The organism is Sedimentibacter sp. B4, assembly GCF_000309315.1.
GTDB classification, from domain to species: domain Bacteria; phylum Bacillota; class Clostridia; order Tissierellales; family Sedimentibacteraceae; genus Sedimentibacter; species Sedimentibacter saalensis.
On the sequence record NZ_CANG01001068.1, the window covers coordinates 1 to 240 of the forward strand.

Here is a 240-nt window from a genome sequence, read left to right on the forward strand (position 1 = left end):
TGTCTGCGTGGACGCCTTCTGTGCCGGGAAGTTGGACTTTGCTGGCATCGTTGAGGTGGTAGCCGACGTGGTGGACGCCCATCTCGCCCGGCCGGTCACCGGATCGCTCAGCGTGGCGACGGTGCTGGCCGCGGATGCCTGGGCCCGCGCTGCGGCGACGAGCCGGATCGACCAGGACACTGAATGGAAACCCTCACCGTGATCGCCTTGGGATCGCGTTCTTCACGCTGATCATGGTCT

1 pseudogene is annotated in these 240 nt (G+C 65.4%); it reads left to right on the top strand.

Going from position 1 to position 240, the window contains the following annotated elements:
- Positions 1-202, top strand: a pseudogene (locus BN358_RS21710) (1-deoxy-D-xylulose-5-phosphate reductoisomerase); the annotation flags it as partial.
- Positions 203-240: the final 38 nt, after the last annotated feature.